General features: G+C 68.3%; 24 protein-coding genes, 1 tRNA gene and 1 pseudogene. 14 read left to right on the forward strand and 12 right to left on the reverse strand.

The features are described from left to right. Positions 1-36 precede the first annotated feature (36 nt). From ACIA58_RS37295 to ACIA58_RS37320, 6 genes are read right to left on the reverse strand one after another with little or no spacing between them, the layout of a single operon-like run. Entirely contained in the window at positions 37-654 is a 618-nt protein-coding gene (locus ACIA58_RS37295; protein WP_396408567.1) for a GNAT family N-acetyltransferase, read from the reverse strand. Beyond that, a complete protein-coding gene (locus ACIA58_RS37300; RefSeq protein ID WP_396408568.1) occupies positions 654-1142 on the reverse strand; it encodes a molybdenum cofactor biosynthesis protein B in 489 nt (162 codons plus the stop codon). Before ACIA58_RS37300 ends, ACIA58_RS37295 begins: the two co-directional genes overlap by 1 nt. Beyond that, positions 1139-1621: a cyclic pyranopterin monophosphate synthase MoaC gene (gene moaC / locus ACIA58_RS37305; protein WP_396408569.1), complete on the reverse strand. Its 483-nt coding sequence runs from the start codon at positions 1619-1621 to the stop codon at positions 1139-1141. The genes ACIA58_RS37300 and moaC overlap by 4 nt, the downstream gene beginning before the upstream one ends. After that, on the reverse strand, positions 1618-2844 hold the full coding sequence (glp, locus tag ACIA58_RS37310) for a gephyrin-like molybdotransferase Glp (protein ID WP_396408570.1): 1227 nt from the start codon (positions 2842-2844) through the stop codon (positions 1618-1620). The genes moaC and glp overlap by 4 nt, the downstream gene beginning before the upstream one ends. Before the next feature lie 10 nt (positions 2845-2854). Further along, entirely contained in the window at positions 2855-3325 is a 471-nt protein-coding gene (locus ACIA58_RS37315) for a GNAT family N-acetyltransferase (RefSeq protein WP_396408571.1), read from the reverse strand. 19 nt (positions 3326-3344) lie between these two features. After that, positions 3345-4733 (reverse strand): UTP--glucose-1-phosphate uridylyltransferase, encoded by a 1389-nt coding sequence (locus ACIA58_RS37320; RefSeq protein ID WP_396408572.1) that lies wholly within the window; start codon positions 4731-4733, stop codon positions 3345-3347. Positions 4734-4816: 83 nt separating this feature from the next. Between ACIA58_RS37320 and ACIA58_RS37325 the strand changes: the two genes are divergently transcribed. Genes ACIA58_RS37325 through ACIA58_RS37335 form a run of 3 tightly spaced genes read left to right on the forward strand, consistent with a single transcriptional unit; the run spans position 4817 to position 7318 of the window. Beyond that, entirely contained in the window at positions 4817-5359 is a 543-nt protein-coding gene (locus tag ACIA58_RS37325; RefSeq protein WP_396408573.1) for a 5-formyltetrahydrofolate cyclo-ligase, read from the forward strand. Beyond that, a complete protein-coding gene (locus ACIA58_RS37330) occupies positions 5352-6260 on the forward strand; it encodes a phosphotransferase (RefSeq protein WP_396408574.1) in 909 nt (302 codons plus the stop codon). The genes ACIA58_RS37325 and ACIA58_RS37330 overlap by 8 nt, the downstream gene beginning before the upstream one ends. Continuing rightward, positions 6260-7318, forward strand: coding sequence for a serine hydrolase domain-containing protein (locus ACIA58_RS37335; RefSeq protein ID WP_396408575.1), 1059 nt, complete (start codon positions 6260-6262; stop codon positions 7316-7318). The genes ACIA58_RS37330 and ACIA58_RS37335 overlap by 1 nt, the downstream gene beginning before the upstream one ends. A 6-nt stretch (positions 7319-7324) precedes the next feature. Here the strand turns inward: ACIA58_RS37335 and ACIA58_RS37340 are convergent, their stop codons facing one another. After that, on the reverse strand, positions 7325-9865 hold the full coding sequence (locus tag ACIA58_RS37340) for a penicillin acylase family protein (RefSeq protein WP_396408576.1): 2541 nt from the start codon (positions 9863-9865) through the stop codon (positions 7325-7327). 78 nt (positions 9866-9943) lie between these two features. Here ACIA58_RS37340 and ACIA58_RS37345 point away from each other — a divergent pair, with 78 nt between their 5' ends. Both ACIA58_RS37345 and ACIA58_RS37350 read left to right on the forward strand, forming a co-directional pair. Beyond that, entirely contained in the window at positions 9944-10408 is a 465-nt protein-coding gene (locus ACIA58_RS37345; RefSeq protein ID WP_396408577.1) for a DUF1203 domain-containing protein, read from the forward strand. Positions 10409-10533: 125 nt separating this feature from the next. Continuing rightward, positions 10534-10578, forward strand: a pseudogene (locus tag ACIA58_RS37350) (FmdB family transcriptional regulator); the annotation flags it as partial. 62 nt (positions 10579-10640) lie between these two features. Here the strand turns inward: ACIA58_RS37350 and ACIA58_RS37355 are convergent. Further along, positions 10641-10823 carry a hypothetical protein gene (locus ACIA58_RS37355; RefSeq protein WP_396408721.1) on the reverse strand — a complete coding sequence of 61 codons (183 nt, stop codon included), beginning with the start codon at positions 10821-10823 and terminating at the stop codon, positions 10641-10643. 90 nt (positions 10824-10913) lie between these two features. On the opposite strand from ACIA58_RS37355, the gene ACIA58_RS37360 reads away from it, so the two are divergent. Continuing rightward, positions 10914-11531 (forward strand): hypothetical protein, encoded by a 618-nt coding sequence (locus ACIA58_RS37360; protein ID WP_396408578.1) that lies wholly within the window; start codon positions 10914-10916, stop codon positions 11529-11531. Positions 11532-11649: 118 nt separating this feature from the next. After that, positions 11650-12039: a large conductance mechanosensitive channel protein MscL gene (mscL, locus tag ACIA58_RS37365; RefSeq protein ID WP_396408579.1), complete on the forward strand. Its 390-nt coding sequence runs from the start codon at positions 11650-11652 to the stop codon at positions 12037-12039. A 32-nt stretch (positions 12040-12071) separates the two neighbouring features. Here mscL and ACIA58_RS37370 read toward each other — a convergent pair whose 3' ends face one another. Genes ACIA58_RS37370 through ACIA58_RS37385 form a run of 4 tightly spaced genes read right to left on the reverse strand, consistent with a single transcriptional unit; the run spans position 12072 to position 14054 of the window. Further along, positions 12072-12578 carry a GNAT family N-acetyltransferase gene (locus tag ACIA58_RS37370; protein WP_396408580.1) on the reverse strand — a complete coding sequence of 169 codons (507 nt, stop codon included), beginning with the start codon at positions 12576-12578 and terminating at the stop codon, positions 12072-12074. A gap of 11 nt (positions 12579-12589) precedes the next feature. Further along, complete coding sequence (locus ACIA58_RS37375) at positions 12590-13216, reverse strand: hypothetical protein (RefSeq protein ID WP_396408581.1); 627 nt, start codon at positions 13214-13216, stop codon at positions 12590-12592. Next, positions 13213-13353, reverse strand: coding sequence for a hypothetical protein (locus ACIA58_RS37380; protein ID WP_396408582.1), 141 nt, complete (start codon positions 13351-13353; stop codon positions 13213-13215). Before ACIA58_RS37380 ends, ACIA58_RS37375 begins: the two co-directional genes overlap by 4 nt. Then, positions 13350-14054 carry a hypothetical protein gene (locus tag ACIA58_RS37385; protein WP_396408583.1) on the reverse strand — a complete coding sequence of 235 codons (705 nt, stop codon included), beginning with the start codon at positions 14052-14054 and terminating at the stop codon, positions 13350-13352. Before ACIA58_RS37385 ends, ACIA58_RS37380 begins: the two co-directional genes overlap by 4 nt. 219 nt (positions 14055-14273) lie before the next feature. On the opposite strand from ACIA58_RS37385, the gene ACIA58_RS37390 reads away from it, so the two are divergent. The 7 genes from ACIA58_RS37390 to ACIA58_RS37420 all read left to right on the forward strand — a co-directional run bounded on the left by ACIA58_RS37390 (position 14274) and on the right by ACIA58_RS37420 (position 20591). Beyond that, the gene (locus ACIA58_RS37390; protein WP_396408584.1) at positions 14274-14879 is read left to right on the forward strand and encodes a hypothetical protein; all 606 of its coding nucleotides are present in this window, start codon (positions 14274-14276) and stop codon (positions 14877-14879) included. A gap of 128 nt (positions 14880-15007) precedes the next feature. After that, on the forward strand, positions 15008-16309 hold the full coding sequence (locus ACIA58_RS37395; RefSeq protein WP_396408585.1) for an alpha/beta hydrolase: 1302 nt from the start codon (positions 15008-15010) through the stop codon (positions 16307-16309). 92 nt (positions 16310-16401) lie between these two features. Beyond that, the gene (locus ACIA58_RS37400) at positions 16402-16911 is read left to right on the forward strand and encodes a SigE family RNA polymerase sigma factor (RefSeq protein ID WP_396408586.1); all 510 of its coding nucleotides are present in this window, start codon (positions 16402-16404) and stop codon (positions 16909-16911) included. Beyond that, positions 16908-17513 carry an META domain-containing protein gene (locus ACIA58_RS37405; RefSeq protein WP_396408587.1) on the forward strand — a complete coding sequence of 202 codons (606 nt, stop codon included), beginning with the start codon at positions 16908-16910 and terminating at the stop codon, positions 17511-17513. The genes ACIA58_RS37400 and ACIA58_RS37405 overlap by 4 nt, the downstream gene beginning before the upstream one ends. A gap of 218 nt (positions 17514-17731) precedes the next feature. Then, positions 17732-18895: a hypothetical protein gene (locus ACIA58_RS37410; protein ID WP_396408588.1), complete on the forward strand. Its 1164-nt coding sequence runs from the start codon at positions 17732-17734 to the stop codon at positions 18893-18895. A gap of 42 nt (positions 18896-18937) precedes the next feature. Then, positions 18938-19013, forward strand: a tRNA-Arg gene (locus tag ACIA58_RS37415). Positions 19014-19229: 216 nt separating this feature from the next. Further along, positions 19230-20591, forward strand: a complete 1362-nt coding sequence (locus tag ACIA58_RS37420; RefSeq protein ID WP_396408589.1) for a hypothetical protein — start codon at positions 19230-19232, stop codon at positions 20589-20591. Positions 20592-20600 lie beyond the last annotated feature (9 nt).

Raw genomic sequence — 20600 nt, forward strand, 5'->3', positions numbered from 1 at the left:
GACTCGTGTGACTGATGTGAATAGCACGCAGGGTAGTCAGCGCAAGCGCGATACGAGACCGGGCCCGACCTCTTCGACGTTGAGCGCGAAGATGCGGTGGTCGCGCCAGTCGCCGTCGATGTGCAGGAACCTCGGCCGCTCGCCTTCGTACCGGAAGCCGAGCTTGTCCACGACGCGCAGACTTGCCTTGTTCTCCGGGCGAATCGCGACTTCGATCCGGTGCAGGCCGAGGGTGAACCAGCAGTGGTCGGCCGCCATCGCCACTGCCGTCGGCACGATCCCGCGACCGGCGTACTGCTCGTCGACCCAGTAGCCGAGGTTCGCCCAGCGGGCCGAGCCGTAGGTGATGCCGGACACGGTGAGCTGTCCGACCAGGGGCCACTTCGATCGCACGCCGACGCCCGCGGCGCCGCCGTACGTGATGACGAACGGCAGCATCCGTCCGTACCTGGCCTGCCGGTTCCAGTCGCGTGCCATGGAGCGGAACGTGCGTGCACCGTCCTCGGCGCCGGGCGGCTGGGTCGCGTCCCAGGGCCGTAGCCAGCTGACGTTCCGCTGGCGTGCAGCAGCCCACTCGGCTCCGTCGCCTGCCCGCAGCGGCCGCAGCCCGACCTGTCCGTGCTGCAGCTCGACAGGCCAGTGCACGATCGCCATCAGTCGGTGTCCGTCCGCACGTGGTCCCCACCGTGCACCTGCTCCACCGCATGTCGCAGCAGCGGCTCCAGTACGGCGAGACCGTCCTTCACCCCGCCACGTGATCCGGGCAGGTTGACGATGACCGTACTACCGGCAACGCCGGCGAGCCCACGCGACAGTGCGGCCGTCGGTACTCCGTTGGCAATGCCGTACGCCCGGATCGCTTCCGCAATCCCCGGCACGACCTTCGACAACACACCAGCCGTCTGCTCGGGCGTCTCGTCGGTCGGCGAGATCCCAGTGCCACCTGTCGTCAGCACAACGTCGTACGACGCCTCGACAGCTGCACGCAGCGCATCGCCGACGGGCGGGCCATCCGGGACGACAGACGGCCCAGACACCTCAAAACCCCAGTCCGCCAACCGGGACGCGATCAGTGGACCAGTGGTGTCGGTATAGATGCCAGCGGCCGCACGGTTGGACACGCTGACGACAAGAGCTCTCACGGCCGCTCCCAGTGCCCGGTCTTGCCGCCCTCTTTCAACTCCACCCGTACGTCGGACAGCACCGCCGCCGGATCCAGCGCCTTCACCATGTCGATGACGGCGAGCCCTGCGACCGCGACCGCGGTCAATGCCTCCATCTCGACACCGGTGCGGTCGGTCGTCTTCACCTGCGCGCGGATCAGGACGGCGTCGTCCGCGACCTCGAGGTCGACCTTGGCGCCGGTGATCGCGATCGGATGGCACAGCGGCACCAGGTCCGGCGTCCGCTTCGCGCCCATGATCCCGGCGATCCGGGCGACACCGAGCGCGTCACCCTTCGGTACGCCGTCCCCGCGCAGCGCGGCCACCACCTCGGCCGAGACCAGAACCTTGCCGCTGGCAACTGCTCGACGGCTGCCTGCCTCCTTGGCCGAGACGTCGACCATCCGCGCGGCCCCGGTCTCGTCGACGTGGGTCAGCCCGGCGGGCGGTTCGGTCATCCGGTCTCCTCATCCAGCACCATCAGCTCTACGCGGTCGCCGGCCCGGACGGTTGTTACGTCCTCGGGCACCACGATCAGTGCGTTCGCACGGCTCAACCCGCCGAGCAGGTGCGAGCCGTGCCCGCCGACTGTACTGGCCATCCAGCCCTCGTCGCCGGAGGTGGCCGCAGCGCGGACGAACTGCCGTCGCCCAGCGGGCGAGCTGAACCCATCCAGCGTCACCCCAGGGACCAGCGCCCTCCGGTACGGCATCTGGCCCATCAGCTTGCGCAGGGCGGGCCGTACGAACACCTCGAACGACACGTACGCCGACACCGGGTTGCCGGGCAGCGTGAAGATCGGCACCTCGTCCTCACCGATCACACCGAACCCCTGCGGCTTCCCAGGCTGCATAGCGACCTGCGGGAAGTCCACTGTGCCCAGCTTGGACAGCTCCTCCTTCACCACGTCGTACGCGCCCATGCTGACGCCACCCGTGGTGATGACCAGGTCAGCCCGCACCAGCTGGTCGGAGAGGGTGTCCATGATCCGCTTGGGGTCGTCGTCGACGATGCCGACGCGATACACCACCGCTCCGGCGTCCCGCGCGCACGCCGCCATGGTGTAGCTGTTCGAGTCGTAGATCTGCCCGTCGCCCAGTCGGCTCCCCGGCTCACGCAGCTCGGCCCCGGTAGAGATCACCACGACCCGCGGCCGCGGACGGGCCTTCACCCGCGCCCGGCCGACCGCTGCGAGTACGGCGATCTGCCGCGGACCGAGGATGGTGTCGCGGTCGAGCACCTGCACTCCGGCCGTCACGTCCTCGCCGGCATGCCGCACCGAGCCCCCGACCGGCGGCTGCTGGACGATGCGGACGTTGACCGTCCCGCCGTCGGTCCACTCGACCGGTACGACGCTGTCGGCGCCGCGCGGCATCGGCGCACCGGTCATGATCCGCACGCAGGTACCAGGGGTCACCACGATCGGCTCGCTCCGCCCGGCCCGGAACTCCCCCACCACCGGCAGGCTGATCGGGTTCTCGTCTGAGGCCCCGGCCAGGTCACCGGCCTGAACGGCGTACCCGTCCATGGCCGAGTTGTCGAACCCGGGCAGACTCACCCCGGAGACGATGTCCTCACACAGCACCAGCCCGAGCGCGTCCATCAGCGGCTGGTCGAACGCGGGCAGCGCCGTCACCCGCCCGAGCACAGCCTCCAGATGCTCATCAACAGTCCGTCTCACGAACCTGACCCTAATCCACAGCCTCCGGGTGGTTCCCCCAGGTCATGCGCACATCGGGGGCGCGTTCCTCGTTGGCAGTGCCGTCGGTGCGGCGTACCTCGATGAAGCCGTGGGACCGGTAGAAGGTCTGGGCCCGGGTGTTGGTCTGGAAGGTCCACAGCGCCAGACCGCCCGGGCGGAGGTCCTTGGCGAGGCCGACGAGGGTCGATCCGATGCCCTGGCCGGCAGCCTCCGGTACGACGTACAGCTGGTCCAGGTCGTCGCCGTCGAGGGTCAGCACCGCGACGATCCGATCGGCGTCGAGCACCACCCAGGTCTGGGCGTCCGGCAGCAGCACTTCAGCGAACCAGGTCGCCACCTCCGTGGCGGTGTGGATCGCGGGCGGCAGCAGCTCGGAGTCCGCGTGCCGCGAGCGCCACCAGACCGCGGCGGCCTCGTCCGTGTCGGACGGCTCCAACGGCCTGATCAGCAGGTCGTCCATCGCACTCCCCCCGAAGCGTTCAGCTGCTCAGCTCGGTCCCGTCCGGGATCACCCGGCGCTCGCCGGCCGGCGCCTCCACCTCGACCTCGCCGACAACGACCACATCTTTGCCGAAGGCAACGTCACCGCGCACCTCGAGCCGGTCGGCCCGGACCAGCGACGGCGGTCCGGCCGGGAAGCGGGCGTCGAAGTCAGCGAGGATCTTGAAGTACTCCGGGTCCAGGTCGACGTACGGCTCGTCGCCCTGGTGCGTCGTGGTCAGGTCACCGGCCTCGTCCAGTTCGTACACGTCGGAACGCAGTACGAGCAGGTCGTTCGTGGTCTTCACCGGCTTGAACCGGCTCCGGTCGACCAGCACCGCCTGCGAGCCCTCGAAGGTCTCGATCGCGGTACCCATCGCGGTCTCCAGCTGGATCACCTTCGGCGACGAGGAATCGGCCGGGTCGACGGTCTTGCGGTTCACGATGATCGGCAGGCCGAGGATCCCGTCGTGCCCGTCCATCAGCTCGGCGAGCCGGTCCAGGTCGATCCACAGGTTGTTGGTGTTGAAGGTCTTGTGCCGGGTGATGTCCTGGAAGTACTGCGTGTCGTCGTCGGCGACCTGCGCGCTGTCGCGCAGGATCAGCCGGCCGTCGGACTTGCGCACCGCCACGTGGCCGCCCTTGCGGTCCGACCTCGTGCGCCGGCAGACCTCCATACCAAACGGTACGGTATGTTCCGCCATCCACGCGGCGATCCGGGGATCGGGCGTCGCGCCGAGGTTGTCGGCGTTGGAGATGAAGGCGTGCCGGAAGCCGTGCTCGCGGAGGGCGTCAAGGGTGCCGGAGGCAACCATCGCGGTGAACAGGTCGCCATGGCCCGGCGGGCACCAGGCCAGCTCCGGGTCCGGCTCCCACTCGGCCGGCGTCAGGTCGTCGGCGAGCAGCTTCGGCTCCATGTTCTGCATGAAGTCGAGCGGCAGGCCGTCGATCGCGAGGCCGTCGTACTCGCTCAGGATCTGCAGCGACTCGGTCTTGGTTCGGAACGAGTTCATCAGCACCAGCGGCAGCGGTACGTCGTACTTGCGCCGGGTGCTCAGGATCTGGCGGGCGATGATGTCGAGGAAGCTCAGCCCGTCCTTGACCTGGAGCGCCGACTTCGGGCCGGTGACGCCCATCGACGTACCCAGGCCGCCGTTGAGCTTGATCACCACGGTCCCGTCGAGCGCGGCGCGCATGGCCTCGGGGTCGGGGTCCAGGTGGTCGAGATGCGGCAGGTCGCCTACCGGCTCGATGTCGGACTCGTGCAGCTTGCCCTGCTGTCCCGATTCGAGCAGCCGGTAATAGTGCGTGAAGACGCGTATTGCAACGTCGGCAGCACCGGCCGCGCGCATCTTCTCCTGCGCTTGTCTGAGACCCACCTCACTCATGCACCAACCCTAGGGGACAGCCGCTAATACCAGTGTTGTCCGCGTCACGCTCATACGATCAGATGGTGTTCCAGTCGAAAGCCATGGCGAGGCATCACTTCCTCGGTACCCGGGGGCAGCGCCCGCATGCGGAAGGGCTGCTGGCCTGCGCCAAGCAGGTGCTGCCCGACGTCCACCGGGTCGCGCTGTACGTCTCGATGGGGCCGGAGCCGCAGACCGGCGCGCTGATCGACTGGCTGCTCGCAACGGATCGCGAGGTACTGCTGCCGATCCTGTACGCCGACAACGACCTCGGCTGGGGCATTGCGCCCGGTGCGGCCGACTTGGTGCCCGGTCGGCTCGGTCTGTCCGAGCCGCCGATCGATCTGGGCTCGGAAGCCATCGCCACGGCCGATCTGGTCATCTGTCCGGCCGTAGCCGTTGCCCGCGACGGCGTACGCCTGGGCCGCGGCGGCGGCTCGTACGACCGTGCGCTCGCCCGCATCCGGCCCGGTACGCCGGTCTGGGCGGCCGTGTACGACGCGGAGGTCGTGGACGCTCTCCCGTCCGACCCCCACGACCGGCCGGTGGACGCCGCACTCACGCCAACTCGCTTGATCCCCCTGCGAAGATCAGGAGATGACTGAGACCGCGGTCGAAGCCGCAGCCACAGCCGCACGCGCACTTGGCCTGACGGTCACCGACCCGAGGGTGCTCTACACCGCCTTCTCGACGGTCGTGCACCTGCAGCCGTCACCAGTGGTCGCGCGGGTCCCGATGAACCTCCCCGCCGGCCTCGAAGAACCAGAGCCCGCCGCACGCCGTCAGCAGCGCGAGCTCGACGTGGTCACCTGGCTGGCCGAGCAAGGCGTCCCTGTGGTGCCGCCGACTCCGTTGGTGCCGCGCGAGTCGGTGGAGCAGGACGGCCTGTCCATGACCTTCTGGACGTACGTCGAAGTCGACCAGACCGCCGAGCCCGACTACTTCGGCGCCACGGCTCGCGTGACGGAGCTGCACGCGCAGCTGGCGGAGTACCCGGGAGAGCTGGCCTGGATGACCCCGCTGCGACTGATCGGGTCTGGTCTGGACGCGGCCGAGGCTGTGCCCGGTCTGCTGGAGCAGGAGGACGTGGACCGGGCTAGAGCCGAGTGGAAGGTGCTGGAGCCTGTCCTGACCAGCCGGGCCGGGTTCGAGGCGGCCTTCCCGTCAGCGACCGTCCAGCCGGTGCACGGCGACGCCCCGTCCTGGAACCTGATCACCACCGTCGACGGCCCGCTGTGGGCCGACTTCGAGGACGCGACGCTCGGACCGATCGAGTGGGACGTCGCCGGCTTCGGTCCCGACCTCTGCCGCGCGTACGACGAGGCGGCGCGGGCCGCTGGTCTTCGGACACTCGACCCGCAGATCCAGCAGGTGATGGATTTGGCACGTGCTCTGCAGGTCCTCGTCTGCACCCCACTGGTCCCGCAGATGCCGGCACTGGCCGAGGGGATCCGGATGTTCGCAGCACAGTGGCGTGACATGCCTTTCGCTGGTGGACTGAGCTGATGCTGCAGACGTACGTCGACAACGGGGTCGTACCCGGCCTGATCAGCCTCGCCAGCCGAGGCGACGAGACACACGTGCAGGTGCTCGGCCGGATGGAGTACGACGGCCCGGAGCTGCAGCGGGACAGCCTGTTCCGGGTCTCGTCGTTCACCAAGCCGATCGTGGCAGCCGCGACCATGATCCTGGTCGACGAGCTCCGGCTGTCCATGGACGCACCGGTCGCGGACGTACTACCGGAGCTGGCGCATCCCGCCGTACTGCGGCAGCCGGACGGGCCGATCGACGACACGGTGCCGGCAGCGCGGCCGATCACGGTGCGCGATCTGCTGACCTTCCGACTCGGGCTCGGCGAGTCGGACAACCCGGCGCTGCGGCAGCGTGAGGAGGAGTTGGAGCTCCACACCTTCGGACCGCCGCTGCCACGGACTCCGTTGGAGCCGGACGAGTGGATGCGCCGGCTGGGGACGCTGCCGCTGCAGTACCAGCCGGGTGAGCAGTGGCTGTACGCGACGGGCTCGCATGTGCTCGGCGTACTCATCGCACGGGTTGCCGACCAGCCGTTGGAGGAGTTCCTCCGCGAGCGGATCTTCGAGCCGCTCGGGATGCGCGACACGGGGTTCACCGCAAGCGATCCTGAGCGGCTGGCCACGGCGTACGTCGGCGACGACGTGCTGGATCCGGCGAAGGGAAGTCAGTGGCTGACGCCGCCGTCGTTCCCGGACGCCGCTGGCGGGCTGGTGTCGACCGTCGACGACTTCCACGCATTCACGCGGATGCTGCTGAATGGCGGTCTGCTGTCTCCGGCCGCCATCGTGGAGATGACGACCGACCAGCTCACACCGGCGCAGCGGGAGGGGGCGGCCGGCTTCCTCGGGCCGGAGACCGGTTGGGGCTACGGAGTGTCCGTCGGCAGCGACCGGTACGGCTGGGCGGGCGGTCTCGGCTCGCTGTGGTCGACCACACCGGCAGACGGGACCATCTCGATCCTGCTGACCCAGCGGGCGCTCTGGACCTGGCCGGAAGAACTCTTCGCCGAGGCCAGCACGCCCGCTTGGTGACAGCAGCTAGCGGTCCGGCTTGGTGAAGGTCAGTGAGTGCTTGCGGGTCGCCTCGACCGCGCCCTTCGTGTAAGCCCACTGCAGCGTCTCGCCCTTGACCCACAGCTTGGTCTGATCGACGTAGTTGGACGAGAACGCGTGCCCGGAGACACCGGTCAGGTTCACCCAGCGGGACTGGTCGAAGTCCGACAGGTCGACGACCATCCGCATCGACGGGGTCGCGGTCACGTCGTACCCCTCGGAGGCGTCCCAGGCGGTCGCGTCGACGATCGACGTGCCGCCGCCGAGCTGGTACGGCCCGCGGTTGAAGATCTTGTCGACCAGCCCGATCCCGGACTTGCCCAGCGTCTGGTTGGTCAGCGTGAGCTTGTGCAGCTTGCCCCACTGCCAGTTGACCGGCTCGCGCGCCATCTTCTGAGTGATCTCGGTCCGCGCGTTGACGAGGGACTCGCGCAGGATGTCGTCGCGGCTCTCCTTCTGCGGCGTGCCGATGTTGTCCCACCAGCCGCTGTTCGGCTGGCCGAGCAGGTTGTGGATCACCTCGAACCAGCGCGACCCGCCGTCCGGCCAGGTGCCCTCCGGGAGCTGGTCATGGAAGGTCAGCGCGAGCAGATTGCGCCAGACGACGTTGAAGTACGCGGCCGCGGCGGAGTCCGGCGGTTGGGTGAAGTCCCAGTTCCGTAGGGTGTCCTGGCCTTGCTTGTCGAACGAGTCGTCGATGCTGATCCGCAGCAGGTACGGCACCAGCATCTCGGCGGCCTTGTTCTTGGTGTCCAGCTGGATCGACGCCATCGCGTTCGCATCCAGCTTGCCCGCCGCCTTGATCCGGTCGAGGATCTGCTGACTTCGGTACCCGTAGTCCCACGAGTTCGTCAGGTAGTAGGTGTAGGTGTTCGGCACCACTGCCTGGTTGGCAGTGACGATGATCCCGCCCGGTGGATCGAACTCGGTCGGCAGCGCATCGAAGGGTATGTAGCCCTTCCAGTAGTACTTCGGGTCCCAGCCCGGCACCGGCCAGTCACCGCGACCGGTGGCGCGGATCGGGATCAGACCGGGCGACTGGTAGCCGATGTGGCCGTCGGTGTCGGCGTACACCAGGTTCTGCGAGGGGACCTGGAACTGTTGCGCCGCGGCCCGGAACTGGGTCCAGTTCTGCGCGGTGTTGATCGCGAACAGCGCATCGGCGGTCTTGCCCGGATTGAGCGCGGTCCACTGCAGCGCGACGCCGTACGCCGTCGGGTACTTCGCCTGCGTCGCCGCCTGCTCGCCGACCTTGCGCTCGTCCTCGCCGACGTCCGAGATCAGCGGACCGTGCCGGGTCTCGCGGACGGTGATCTTCACCGGCTCGTCCTGGCCGGCCACCTTGAACGTCTCCTCGCGCGTGCTCATCGCGCGCCACTTGTTGTTGTAGAGGACTTTGTTGCCGTCGATGCGCTCCAGGTACAGGTCCTGGACGTCCGGGTCGAGGTTGGTGAAGCCCCAGGAGATCGCGTTGTTGTGGCCGATCACCACCCCGGGCAGACCCGAGAAGCTGAAGCCGGACACATCGAACGGGCAGTCCTTGCCGACGTTGTTGCAGTGCAGACCGACCTGCGTCCAGATGCCCGGCATGGTCGCGCCCAGGTGCGGATCGTTGGCCAGCAGCGGCTTGCCGGTGGTGGTGTGGTCACCGGAGACGACCCAGGAGTTCGAACCGACGCCGTCGCCCTGGCCGAGCAGCTCGGGCAGGCCCTTGGCGACGCTCTGCACCGAGTCCAGGGACTTGAGCAGACCCTGGGTGAGCATCCCGCGGCGCAGCTCCGGGCTGACCGGCGTGGTGGTGAACTTGCCGTCCTTGCCGATCGAGCCGCTGGACATGATCGGCTGGTTCCGGTCGTAGGGGTACTGCGGGTAGAGGCTCTCGATGTTGCGCGCCGGGAACGCGGCCAGCAGCTTGGTCCGGGTGATCTCCTCGTCCAGGTTGCCGCCGAGGTCCCACGCCATCGCCTTGAGCCAGGACAGCGAATCCGCCGCGGTCCACGGCTCCGGGGTGTAGTTCTTCGGGCCGCCGGGCTGCAGCGACAGAACGCCGTACTCCAGGCTGAGGCCGGAGCCGCTGTGCGTCGACAGGTACGCATTGACGCCGCGGGCGTAGTCGTCGAGGTACTCCCGGGTGCTCGGGCTCAGCAGCGGCAGCTCCTGCTCGGCCACCCGCCGCCAGCCCAGCGTGCGGACGAACTTGTCGGTCTCGAGCGCGTCCTTGCCGAACAGCTCGCTCAGCCGGCCGGCGGTGACGTGCCGGCGGAAGTCCATCTCGAAGAACCGGTCCTGCGCGGCCACGTAGCCCTGCGCGGCGAACAGGTCGGCCGGGGTGTCGGCGTAGATCTGCGGGATCGCGTTCGCGTCCCGGACCACGGTGACGTCGCCGTCGAGGCCGTTCAGGTCGATCGATCCGTCGTACGTCGGGAACGAGTGGCGGACGACGAAGATCACGGTCCCGGCGATCACCACGAGGACCGTGACGAGGGCGATTCCGCTGATGACGGCGAGTCGAAGCAGGCGAGGCACGGACCAACCGTAGAGAATCCGCCCGCCCTCCCCAAATGGGGTCCCTCACAACTTTGCGTTGCTCTGCGTTCCCTCGACATGAACACAGAGTTGAGGTACGAGGGCGTACCCGCCGCCGAGCTGCACCGGATCCGCTGCAACAACCACGACGACTTCGGAAACGCCGTCGTTTCGCGAACCTCCGGAGGCGGCGAGCCGCTGCGCTGCTGCCTGACGATCGCCGGCGCCGGCGAGCCGATCGCGCTGGTCGCCCACCGCCCGATGACGGCCGGCGGTCCGTACGCCGAGGTGGGGCCGGTGTTCGTGCACGTGACGGACTGCCCCAGCCCGGCGGCGGACAGCTTCCCGTTCGACTATCGCGACCGGCGGGCGGTACTGCGCCCGTACGATGTCGCCGGTCAGATGCTGGACGGGACCGTCGCAGAGCCTGGGACGAGCGAAACTGAGCTCAAACGACTGTTCGAGGACCCGGCCGTGGACACCGTCCAGGTGCGGAACGTGGTGGCCGGCTGCTGGAACTTCACGGTGCGCCGACAGGGCTGAGTTGGAATACTTCGGGCCGCTGGCGCATTATTAGCAGTCGGGTAGTAGGAGTGCCAGCGGCTTGAAGGGAACCGACCGTGCCGACGTACCAGTACCAGTGCACCGACTGTGGTGAAGCGCTCGAGGTGCGCCAGAGCTTCACGGACGATGCTTTGACCGTGTGCCCGAACTGCGAGGGCAACCTGCGCAAGGTCTTCAACGCCGTGGGCGTCGTGTTCAAGGGCTCCGGTTTCTACCGGACCGACAGCCGCTCGTCCGGCAAGGGCTCGGTGCCGGCCAAGTCCGAGTCGTCGTCCTCGTCGAGCTCCAGCAGCTCGTCGTCGGAGTCGTCGAAGTCGTCGTCGACCTCGAAGGACTCGTCGGGCAGCTCGTCGTCCGGCAGCTCGTCGTCGGGCAGCTCCTCGTCCTCGAGCACGAGCGCCGCCTGATCCTCGGCTGATCTTCGGCTGATCTTCGGCTGTGGATAACCGGAAGGGACGCCGGTAAGACTCGTATCTTCTCCGGCATGAAGATCCCTTCCCTGCTTCGTGATCTGCTCCGCGCTGCCCGGTGGCACCGTCGGCTCCTGGCCGGCGTCGCCGCCGCGGCCGCTGTCTACTTCGGCCTCCTGGCCCTGTCCCCTTCGCCACCGCCGACGGTCGCGGTGCTGGCCGCCGCGCGCGACCTGACCGGCGGAGCCGTGCCCTCGCACGACGACCTCCGGACCGTCGACCTACCACCGGGCGCGGTGCCCGCAGGCGCGCTCAGACCCGGCACGGACCTGACCGCCCGACTGCTGAGCGGACCGGTCAGAGCAGGTGAACCACTCACCGACGCCAGATTCCTGGCGCCGCCGGCCGTGCCGTCCGGCTCGCTCGCCTATCCGTTCCGCGTCGACGACGCCGACATCAGTGGCCTCCTGCGGGTCGGCGACCGCCTCAATCTTTACGCCGCAACGAGCACGGCCGCCGACGCGGCGAGCCTCCTGGCCCGAAGCGTCCCCGTGGTCGCGCTGCCGGCGCCGCGTTCAGCCACGGCCGGCGCGCTGATCGTGGTCGCGACCACGCCGGAGATCGCCTCCCGACTGGCCCAGGCCAGTACGAACTCACGGATCACGGTCGCGCTGACGCCCGACACGAGCTGATCACCCAGCGAACATGTGGCGACACGATGCGTGCCCGCACGGCGCGGTCTCTCGCTCTGGCAAGCGCGCAGCCCTACGTTTCTCGGGTACAGACCACCCGCTTCGTGGAGGCACCCACATGCTCAAGGGCTTCAAGGAATTCATCATGCGCGGGAACGTCGTCGACCTCGCGGTCGCCGTCGTCATCGGCGCAGCATTCACCAAGATCATCGGCGCATTGGTGGACGGGCTGATCAACCCGCTGATCGCGGCGATCTTCGGCAAGACCGACATCAGCGGCGTCTGGTCGTTCGACATCAACAAAGCACACTTCTCGATCGGCCTGATCCTGCAGGCGGCACTGAATTTCCTGTTCGTCGCCGCGGCGATCTACTTCCTGATCGTGATGCCGCTGAACAAGCTGGCCGAGCGCCGTGCGCGCGGGCAGGAGCCGGAGCCCGACCCGCTGACCACCGACCAGGAGCTGCTCACCGAGATCCGCGACCTGCTCCGCACCCGCCAGCCGTAAGGCCGGCCGTCAGGCAGGTGGGCGCGAAAACCTCAGCCCCTGAGCTCGCCGGCGTCCACCTGCTCACCGACATAGCGCATCCAGCGGTACGGGACCGGCTGGCCGTCGTTCCACTCCTCCATCAAGGCGGCGGGGACGTCGACGAAGCCGCTGCCGTGGTAGGCGCGGACAGCCGCCGCGTTCTCCGGCCGGACCCTGATGAACACCTCCGAGTACCCGGCGTCCAGCGCCGGCCCGAGCAATGCCCGGACAAGCTCACCGCCGACCCCGCGACCGCGGAGCGCCGGGTCGACGATGATCCGGGCCAGTTCGACCTCGTCCTCCTCGTCGTCCAGCCAGACCTCGCCGTAGCCGACCGGCCGCTCACCATCGAACAACAGATAGGAGTGGATGTCCTCCTCGACCGTCCGCCAGCTCGTCCGCAGATCCTCCGGGAACGGGTACTCCACCCGCCCGGACAGCAACGCCACTTCCCCTGCGTTCATTGCCCAACTCGCGACCTGCACGCCGTGCTCGTCGGAAAACCCCCGAAGCTCCACGCTCTTCCCCCTCAGTTGACGAACTCCACGATCGTTCGCACCAGCTGATCCAGGTAAGGCGGGCTGTTACGGAAGGCGGGCGTCGGCGGTTCGGGACACCCGGCCAGCTCACGACTCCCCCGGATCGACCCCAGCAAGGCGTCGACCGTCTTCCGCTGATGCGACGGATTCTCCGGTACCGAAGGCAACACCGCCACCCGAATACGTGTCAGCTTCGTCAGATCCTGGTCCGTCACCCCACGCAGGATGCCGCCGGCGAGCAGGCTGTCCGCGACGTCGTCCGGGCAGCCGCGTGTCATCATCCCGGCCCGCGTGCGTTCGTTCAGCGCGGCATCGTCACCGGTCGCGGGCCAGGCCAGGAGGAGGCGATCGACCAGCTCAGGAAACGTCAGCGCCAGCAGGACGGCGACCGTACACCCATTGGAGGCGCCAACGATTGTCACCGGACCGGAGCGTTTCGCGAGCTGTTCCCCCAGAGCCGCGACCTCGACGTCCCACCCACCAGGACGCTGCGGCCGATCCGGAGCGAGCACGTCCAGGCCGTACGACGTGAGTCCCTCGGTGATGCCCGTCGTACCCCAGAACGTGGCTGCGTCCATGGCTTCCCACAGGCCGCCGTGGACCAGGAGCACGGTCATCCGTGGTGCGGGGGGACCTCGTTCAGGATGCGATCGTCGTCGTCGCTGCCGAAGTCGTTGTCACCCCAGGTCCGCGGGTCCTCGTCGCGGGTCTGGTCCGGCAGCAGCGGCTCGTCGTCTTCGTACGGGCTCGTCATGGTTCCAGGTTACCGAGTCGCCGGGGTTGTCCGGGTGTGATCTCTCCCCGGACCACTTCTCCCTGGATCTCGGCAGTTGAGCCACCACCGAGCTGCGGGCCGAGGGCTTCCTGGATCAGCCCTGCGATTCCCGGTTCACCCCGCCAGCGCTCGTTCCCGAGAACACACCACGAAGTAAGCACCGAGAGCGTCGGCGTGGACAGACCAGCCAGCCGCAGCGGCACCGCGTTCTGGAAGCCGAAGGTGATCGTCCAATTGGCCGGATCGGGGTAGAACTCCTGCACAGCGCTGTAGTAGAAGCTCATCCAGCCTTTCGCGGGCTGGTGGCAGAGCAGGCGGTAGTTGGTCGCGACGATCGGGAGTTCCTGGGCGTCACGCCACATCTGCTGCATGTCCCGCTTGGCAGCGGCCTTGCGGCTCGCGTTGACCGCGGCGGTGGCGGCCATCATCCCGAGCACCATGCCCGGCTTGCCGATGAACAGTCCGCCGCTGGCGTTGTAGCGGCCGTTGCCGCCGTACAGCCGCGAGTACTGCGCGCTCGTCTCGATGTAGGCGTTCTCGCCCGGCTCGAGGACGAGACCGTACATGGTCAGTGCCTGGGGAGAATTACCCGCGAGCAGCCACCGCGCCCAGTCGACGCCGAGCCGCCACTCCTGACGTTCGAGCTGCGCCGCGGCCGCGGCTTTCTTCTTCCGGCCCACGACACAGCATCGTAGATGGAGACCGGCACACCGGCAGCCGCACGAGTTTCCGGGGAGGGGATGGCCGCGACCAGCGCGCGGACGTTACAGGTCTGCCTCGGTTGCCGAACGATCCGGCGGCGTGACCGGAACGACGCGCCGCCGTGATGTTCTGGCACGCGCTGCGTGACTCCGTTCCAGCATCATGGGTGACCTTGCCAACCCCGGAAGGACCGAGTCGTGAGTGCATTACGGACACGGGGCCTGATCGGTGCGACGCTCGTCGTGGCTGTTCTCGGAGTTGCCGCCGCCTGCGGTAACGAGGACGCCACCTCTCCGCCCGCCGCCCAGCCCACGGATACGCCGACCACCCCCGGCACCCCCACGCCGTCGCCCACCCCCAGCGGCACACCGAGCACCGACTGCCCCGACACCGTCGCGGCCGTCCGCACCGCCACCGACAAGGTGGTCTGGGGCCAGGGCGCGGCGACCTCGCTGTTCCACCCCGTCAGCGTGACGATCTGCCAGTACGACGCGAAGGCGTCCGGGCAGGACTACGCGACCGTCACCACGAAGCGCACCGGCAAGCAGGCGACAGACCTGTTCGCCCTGGTCAACGCGGCGAAACCCGTCGCCAAGAAGCCGAGCATCTGCACCAAGGAACTCGGCCCGACCTACGTGCTGCGGTTCACCGACAACGACCGCGGCGTGCTCTCGATCACCGCCGAAGCCTTCGGCTGCCACCGCCTGGTGGCGACCTCCCTGGAGGGCCAGGGCAAGCCCGGCACCCTGCCGGCGCCGCGCCAGGTGACCCCGGAGCTGACCAAGGCGCTCGGCCTCCGCTGACCCCCCGCGCCGGACGCGCACCCCGAAGCCGTCCGAAGCGGGGTCAACCGCGCCTGCCTTGCGGGTCCCTCCAGAGGTCGACCCGCGAGGCAGGTTGCGGCGGCCGGCGCGCTGCCGCACCCTGATGCATGCGAACGATCCGGCTGCTGTGCGCGCTGGTCCTCGCCTGCAGTGCCTGCTCAGCTCCGGCGGAAAACAAGCCCTGCGCAGCAGGCTTTACCTGCACGACGCTGCACGTGCCGCTCGACCGCCAACGACCGGACGGCCCGTCTCTCGATCTCGCGGTCGTCGCCGCCGACAACGTGGACGCACCGCGCGGTCTCCTCCTGCTCCTCACCGGCGGCCCCGGACAGCCCGGCGTACCGCTCCTGTCCAGCCTCCGGCGGAATGTGCATCCTGATGTGCTGCGCGACTACCGCCTCGTCATGTTCGACCAGCGTGGCACAGGTCCGGACGGCATCAATTGCCCTTCCCTCCAAGAGACCGTGGGCGGATCGGACTTCCTGACACCGCCCCCGACAGCCGTCGACGAGTGCGCCCAGCGAATCAGCTCAGGCCTCGGGTACTACGGCACCCCGGACACCGTCGACGACATCGAGCAGCTACGCCAGTCCCTCAAGGTCGACCGGTTGACGCTCGACGGTACGTCGTACGGCAGCTTCACGGCAGCGCAATACGGGCTGAAGTACCCGGACCACGTGCAGGCGCTCGTGCTGGATTCCGTCGTACCGCACAAGGGCTTCGACCCTATGGGCGTGGATCTGATGGCTGCGACCGGCGGCGTGCTCAAGGCCGCATGCAGTCAGGACGCCACATGTACGACGGATCCGGTGGCGGACCTGGCCTGGTTGGTGCAGCACGGTGTGAGCGGGACCGACCTGATGGAGACGCTGTCCGTCGCGAGCCTCAACTCGGTGAACCCAACGCTCAAAGGGATCCCAGCCATCCTGCACGCCGCGCGCGGCGGAGACGACACCGGTCTGAAGCAGCTCTTCCAGCAGACCACCAGCAAAGGCCTCACGTACGGCACGCTTTCCGCCGGCCTGCACATGGCCACCCTCTGCTCGGACCTGCGCTTTCCCTGGTCCGGCAAGGCCAACCGCAAGACCGCTCTCGACGACGCAGTACGCCGGTTGGACCCGAAGAGGATGTACCCGTACGACGCGGCAACCGCCCGCAGCCAGCTGATGATCCAGGGCTGCCTGCGCTGGCCGGCAGCCCGCGTGTCGACCTACCCGACCGCGCAGGAGCTTTTGCCGCGCACGCTGATCCTGCACGGGAGCAACGACCTGTTCTGCCCACTGGACTGGTCCAGATGGGAGCAGGAGCACTCACGGGACGCCAAGCTTGTCGTCATCGCCGGAAGCGGACACAGCGTGCAACGAGATCCCCGTGGGCAGGAGGCGGTCCGGAAGTTCCTGCTGGAGTAGAGATCGAACTGTGCGCGAATGGTTGCAGCACGTGGGCGGCTCGATGCGTCTAATAGGTGTGAGGAGTTTTACGCCCAGCCAGGGAGTGGCGAGTGGAGTTCGAGGAGTACGTATCCGCCCGTGGACAGGAACTGGTGCGGCTCGGGTTCACCGTCTCCGGCGACTACCAGCGAGCGGAGGACCTTGCGCAGATCGCGTTGATGCAGGCGTTCCGCTCGTGGCGGAAGGTGCGGAACGCGGACGACCCGCACCACTACGTCCGGCGCATCCTGGTGAACGAGTTCCTCTCGATGACCCGCCGGCGTTCGTACGGCGAGGCCCCGACGGCCGAGATCGACCCACCGGGCGCGGTGCCCGATCACGCCACGGACATCGCGAACTCCGACGACCTCTGGCGAGCGCTTGCCACCTTGTCCGCCCGGGAGCGGGTCGTGCTGGTCCTGCGCTACTACGAGGACCTCGACGACCAGACGATCGCCGACGTGCTCGGCATCAAACCGTCCTCCGTGCGCGCGACGGCGAGCCGGGCGCTCGCCTCGCTACGTGAATCCAAGCTGCGCCTGTCCAAGAAGGCCGACCGCGTTGATGAGAGGTTGTCGTGAGCAACACCGATCTCGAGGATGACCTGCGAAGTACGTTCGAGCGCGCCGCCGCCACGGTGCCGGAGGCCACCGGCCTGACCGAGCGCGCCACCTCGGGCGCCCACCGGGCCCAGCGGCGGACCTGGATCGCGTCCGGCGCGGCCGCCGTCGCGGTCGCGGGGATCGCGGTCGTCGGCTTCGGGCTGGCCGGCTCGAACGGCAAGCCCGCCCAGCCGCCGGTCGCCGGTGGACAGGCGCCGGCCTCAGCGACCCCGACACCGCAACCGCCGACGGCTCAGACCGTGTCCGGCACGTGGCGGCCGCTGCAGATGGCCGGCTTCAAGTCACTGAAGGCCTCCCGGCCGGATGACCCGGTGCTGGTGTTCCGTGCGGACGGGACCTGGACGGGTTCGGACGGCTGCAACGCCCTCCAGGGGACGTACAGCATCGGCCAGCGTGGTGAGTTCACGGCGACGTCCGGCCCGCAGCACATGATGGGCTGCGACAACGTCCCGCACACCGGCGTACTGAAGGCCGCGAAGCGGATCGCGATCGACGGGGACACGCTCCAGTTCTTCGGCGCCGACGGGCGTCAAGTTGCGAGTTACGCTCGCGCACGGTAGTCGCAATTGCTCGCGGACGGTGATCGCCTCTTGACGGAACGGAGCCTCTGACCGGACCATCTAGTGGCCGGTCCACCGATCTTGGGAGCTTTGTGCGACTCTCTGTTACCGTCCCGCTGCTCACCCTCGGCTCAGCCTCACTCTTCGCAGTCGCCCTCACCGTCCCCTCCTCGGGCGCGGTGGCGGGTGCCGCGGTGTGCTCCCACACACAACCGAGTGTGAGCTCGACCGAGGCGAAGCGGCTGTTGCAACCGACCTCCGCCTCCGACGCGCGTCCGCTCGGTGAGTCGCTCGGCGACGGCATCTCCGCCGCCGTGCGTTCGCTCGAGCCCCTCGACGCGACCGGCCGTCCCACCTCCGGCCTGCCGTACGGACTGGGCCAGGGCGTCATCGGCGTGGTCGGCTCGGCGACGACCGGCTACAAGGTCGTTGTCGACTCCGCACGCCTGGACGCCAAGAAGTACCAGTCCGCGATGACCCGCAACCTGCCCGCGGCGGGCAAGCAGATGGTCCGGGTGGAGCGCAGTTGCCGCTCGGCCCAGTCCATCGCCGACGCGTGGAACGCAGTCGGTGCCCGCGACTGGTCCTCCGACGCCGGCCGTACGACGTTCGCCGCCGACCTCGACCCAGTCACCGAGAACGTCGTCGTCGAGTACGACCAGGCCACGACCTCCTCTGCGTCCCAGGCCGGCCTCGGCGAGCTGTCCGGCGTACAGCTCGTCGCCGGCTCGCTCACGCGAACGACCCGCCTGAGCGACACACCGAAGGGCGGTCACTGGGGCGGTGCCCGGATCACCTCCGCGTTGAAAAACTGCACCGCCGGGTTCTCCGTCGTACGGCGTTCCAACGGTCAGCGCGGCACGGTCACGGCAGGCCACTGCGGCGCAGCCGGCACGGTCTGGAAGTCGGGCACCAACTACTACGGCACCACGACTCTCCGGACGAACTACCCGGACTACGACCAGTCGCTGGTGACGGGCAGCGCGTACGGCGCGAAGATCTGGACGGACGGCCCTGGCGACACCGCCAACACCCGCACCGTCACCGGCGGCGGCGACCCCGGCGTCGGCACGGTGGTCTGCCAGTCGGGCAGCTTCAGCACGTCACTCTGCGGCCTCACGGTCCGCTCGACTTCGGCGAAGTACTGCGACACCGACGGCTGCACGACGTACGTCATTCGCGCCACCCGCGGCGGGCTGGTCGCCATCATCGGCGGCGACTCCGGCGGCCCCGTCTACACCCGCCGCGGCACCAGCTCCGCCACCGTCCGCGGCATCGCGTTCGCCGGCGCGGGTTGCGCCGCCTCCCGCTGCACCACCCTCTACGCCGAACGCTACAACTCCATCGCCGGCCACCTCGGCGTCACCGCCCTCACCGGCTGACGCGGACCCCGCCCCCACCTCCGCTAAGCTGTCCCCGCGTGCGCCCCCGTAGCTCAGGGGATAGAGCGTCGGTTTCCTAAACCGTGCGTCGCAGGTTCGAATCCTGCCGGGGGCACCAAGGAGACGTCTTCAGAACCTCGGTCATCGAAGAGATGGCCGAGGTTCTTTGTGTTGGCGGCCAGCTGCCGGTGGAAGTCCGGGTTGAGGACCGTGGCCCAAGGTTGTCCCGCCTAAATCGGGTGACAACCGCACGCGTCTCGCATTACTCTCCCCGACTGCATGTTCAAGCGATTGAACATAGGCCTCTGTCCAGCCAGAAATTTACTGGGGAACCATGATTCGCACAGCTCGATCCGGCCGCGTTCGAACCAGGATCGCAATCGCGGTCGCCTTGGCCGCAGCGATCACCGCCACGTCCACCGGCTGTTCGTCGAGCACCAAGGCCAGCTCGAAGCCAACTGCGAGCCGGCCCACGGCGGCAGCTACTGACACGCTGTTCCGGGGCCTCACCGAAGATGTCGCGCGGGCCAACCGCAGCGCGTTCCTGGCCAAATTCACGGGATCAGCCAAGGTCTCAGCCACGCGTTGGTGGCAGAACATGGCCGCGCTGGGCTTCTCCAACGGCGTCTTCTATCCCGACAGCGCGATCAGCGCACACGTGCCGTTGAACTCCGCCGGCAATGGCACGGTCCGAGTCTGGGCGGGCACGCATGACACGCTGGATCCGGTCGACCCGGATTCCGGCAAGGTCTACGTCCCACTCACCTCGTATCAGCTCACGGTCCACCAGGACAGCGAATCCGGACCCGTCGCGATCACTGGGTGGAAGCCGCTGATGAACGCTCCGTGGGACCTGAGCGCGCTGTACGTGGCCAAGCGAGCGCACGTGAAGATCGCGGCATATCCGGACGAGAGGCACTTGGCCGATTCGGTCGCGGCGGACGCCGAGAAGGCCGCCGAGTACGACCTGCGAATGTTCAAGAAGTTCGACTCCTACGACGTGCAGCAGGCGGGGTTCGTCATGTTCGTCTCCAACAACTCCACCCGCCGCGCGTCCTGGTTCCGCACCGGCCCGCAGCCCAAGGGCTGGGTCGCCGACCCGGCCGGCTATGCGAAGCCGCTGCCGGGCAATCCAGGCACACTCGTGTCCGGTGTGACGACGAACGGCATCGGCGGCGCCCGCGTGGTATTTCATTCCCAGCGCAGCTCGCACGAGAACACAGCCGTACTCGTCCACGAATTCGTGCACACGATCTTCGCGCGCGACACCATCTGGTCCTACACCGACGACAAGCCGGCTCCTGCCTGGACCGCGGAAGGTGTGGCCCGGTTCGTCGAAGCGTTCTACCGGAACAACCCGGATCCGGACGCAGACAACATGGCTTTCAACTTCAACGAGATGCGAAAGAACCCGTTGCGGTCGCGGTTCGCCGGGCGGCCCCCGACCGACGCGCAGCTCTACAACGGATCCGGTGCCGAAGGGTCCTTCTGGTACGACGTGGCCGGGAGCGTGTATGGCTACCTCGCGGAGACCTACAGCATTTCCGACGCGTTGTACGCGGCCCGTATCGCCTACACCGGCAACTCGACACCGTTCACCGGAGTCGTCAAGAGCGACAAGGGCGGATCGATGACGTTCTACGCCCCGGCACAGATCCAACAGGCCTGGTCGAAGTGGTACCGCCAGTCGTACTGACCAGTGGGG

The organism is Kribbella sp. NPDC051586, assembly GCF_044453965.1.
Taxonomy (GTDB): Bacteria; Actinomycetota; Actinomycetes; order Propionibacteriales; family Kribbellaceae; genus Kribbella.

Bases quoted from the DNA above. Each gene is read 5' to 3' on its own strand.
- ACIA58_RS37295 (WP_396408567.1), bottom strand. From the start codon at position 654: ATGGCGATCGTGCACTGGCCTGTCGAGCTGCAGCACGGACAGGTCGGG.
- moaC (WP_396408569.1), bottom strand. From the start codon at position 1,621: ATGACCGAACCGCCCGCCGGGCTGACCCACGTCGACGAGACCGGGGCC.
- ACIA58_RS37315 (WP_396408571.1), bottom strand. From the start codon at position 3,325: ATGGACGACCTGCTGATCAGGCCGTTGGAGCCGTCCGACACGGACGAG.
- ACIA58_RS37320 (WP_396408572.1), bottom strand. From the start codon at position 4,733: ATGAGTGAGGTGGGTCTCAGACAAGCGCAGGAGAAGATGCGCGCGGCC.
- ACIA58_RS37325 (WP_396408573.1), top strand. From the start codon at position 4,817: ATGGCGAGGCATCACTTCCTCGGTACCCGGGGGCAGCGCCCGCATGCG.
- ACIA58_RS37330 (WP_396408574.1), top strand. From the start codon at position 5,352: ATGACTGAGACCGCGGTCGAAGCCGCAGCCACAGCCGCACGCGCACTT.
- ACIA58_RS37335 (WP_396408575.1), top strand. From the start codon at position 6,260: ATGCTGCAGACGTACGTCGACAACGGGGTCGTACCCGGCCTGATCAGC.
- ACIA58_RS37345 (WP_396408577.1), top strand. From the start codon at position 9,944: ATGAACACAGAGTTGAGGTACGAGGGCGTACCCGCCGCCGAGCTGCAC.
- ACIA58_RS37360 (WP_396408578.1), top strand. From the start codon at position 10,914: ATGAAGATCCCTTCCCTGCTTCGTGATCTGCTCCGCGCTGCCCGGTGG.
- mscL (WP_396408579.1), top strand. From the start codon at position 11,650: ATGCTCAAGGGCTTCAAGGAATTCATCATGCGCGGGAACGTCGTCGAC.
- ACIA58_RS37375 (WP_396408581.1), bottom strand. From the start codon at position 13,216: ATGACCGTGCTCCTGGTCCACGGCGGCCTGTGGGAAGCCATGGACGCA.
- ACIA58_RS37380 (WP_396408582.1), bottom strand. From the start codon at position 13,353: ATGACGAGCCCGTACGAAGACGACGAGCCGCTGCTGCCGGACCAGACC.
- ACIA58_RS37395 (WP_396408585.1), top strand. From the start codon at position 15,008: ATGCGAACGATCCGGCTGCTGTGCGCGCTGGTCCTCGCCTGCAGTGCC.
- ACIA58_RS37420 (WP_396408589.1), top strand. From the start codon at position 19,230: ATGATTCGCACAGCTCGATCCGGCCGCGTTCGAACCAGGATCGCAATC.